The sequence below is a fragment of the Streptomyces sp. NPDC059900 genome, assembly GCF_050270335.1.
Classification (GTDB): domain Bacteria; phylum Actinomycetota; class Actinomycetes; order Streptomycetales; family Streptomycetaceae; genus Streptomyces.
On record NZ_JBNNJZ010001157.1, the window covers coordinates 1 to 1,102 of the forward strand.

Annotated in this window: 1 protein-coding gene; it reads right to left on the minus strand. The window is 64.5% G+C overall.

The window, feature by feature from the left end; all coding sequences use genetic code 11:
• Positions 1 to 965 (minus strand): transposase (locus ACQKIP_RS48035; RefSeq protein WP_427745937.1); only part of this gene is annotated, 965 nt, incomplete at its 3' end.
• Between the last annotated feature and the right edge of the window lie 137 nt (positions 966 to 1,102).

A 1,102-nucleotide genomic window follows, 5' to 3' on the forward strand; every position in this document is an offset into this window, starting at 1 on the left:
TGTGACCCTCGCTCGTCGGCGCCCGACACGACCATCAGCTCCGGCCACACCCCCTTCTTCCACCACGTGAGCTGGCGTTCCCTCATGGGGTTCACCGGCCCCCATGTATTCGGCATGTCGACCCAGGAGATCCCGTGACGGAGCCGGTGGAGCATGCCGCAGAACTGCTCGCGAATGTCGTACTTCGTAATGAAGTGCTTCTTGGCCTTCCCGGAGAAGTGGAGCCGGAGAACGCTCAGCACCGTCTCCCACTCCTCGTCCGTGGGATTCGGCGGAACCAGCGTCCCGGTCTCCCAGTGCCACTCGCTGACGAGGCACCTGTTACCAGGCTTGCGTACGTCGGCCATGTCCCCGGGGACTACGTGTAGGTCGAACATGTCGAAGATCTCCTTACGCTCTTCGAGCGTCAGAGTCCTCAGCCGTTCCTTGGCGCCATTCGCGATGTCCAACAGGTTGTGCGCCCGACGCTCGTGGTTGGCGTAGTCCTCCAACCGCTCCTCGGCGATCTTGCGCTGCAACCGGAACTCCTCCAGCTCCCGCTGCAACTGCGCGACGGAGGCTTCCAGCACTGCCGGAGCGAGGCCGGCCCGCACGTACTCCGGAACACGGACCTCGATCAGGTGCTCGTGACCCGTGATTTCGGCCGCGAGGTCCGCGACTCGTTTCTCGTACTTCTCCCTGCCTCTGGGGAGGCCTGCGCCCCTCCGGGCGACAAAATCACGCACGGAACCATCGGCTGCGAGGAGACGCGGCAGCTCGGCCCAGACAGCTCCTTCGATGTCGTCGGCTCCGAAGTACGGCTCACGGCAGGACTGGTCAGCCAGAGTCCCCTTGCAGCGGTAAGTGCGGCTCGTGCCGCAACCCGTATAGACCTCGCCGCAGTGGCCGTGAATCCGGCCGGTGAGGGAGTAGACACGGTTGCTCTGCCGGTCCTTCTGGAAGCCGAGCCTCTTCAGAGCTGTCATCAACTGCCCTGCGCGTCCCTCGGTGAAGATGGGCGGCACGCCGATTCTGGCCTGCTCGCCGTGGACGGGGGTCCCGTCATCGCGACGGAGGGTGGTGTTCTTGCCGTTGCCTCGGTTGGTCTTGCGGTACACCACAT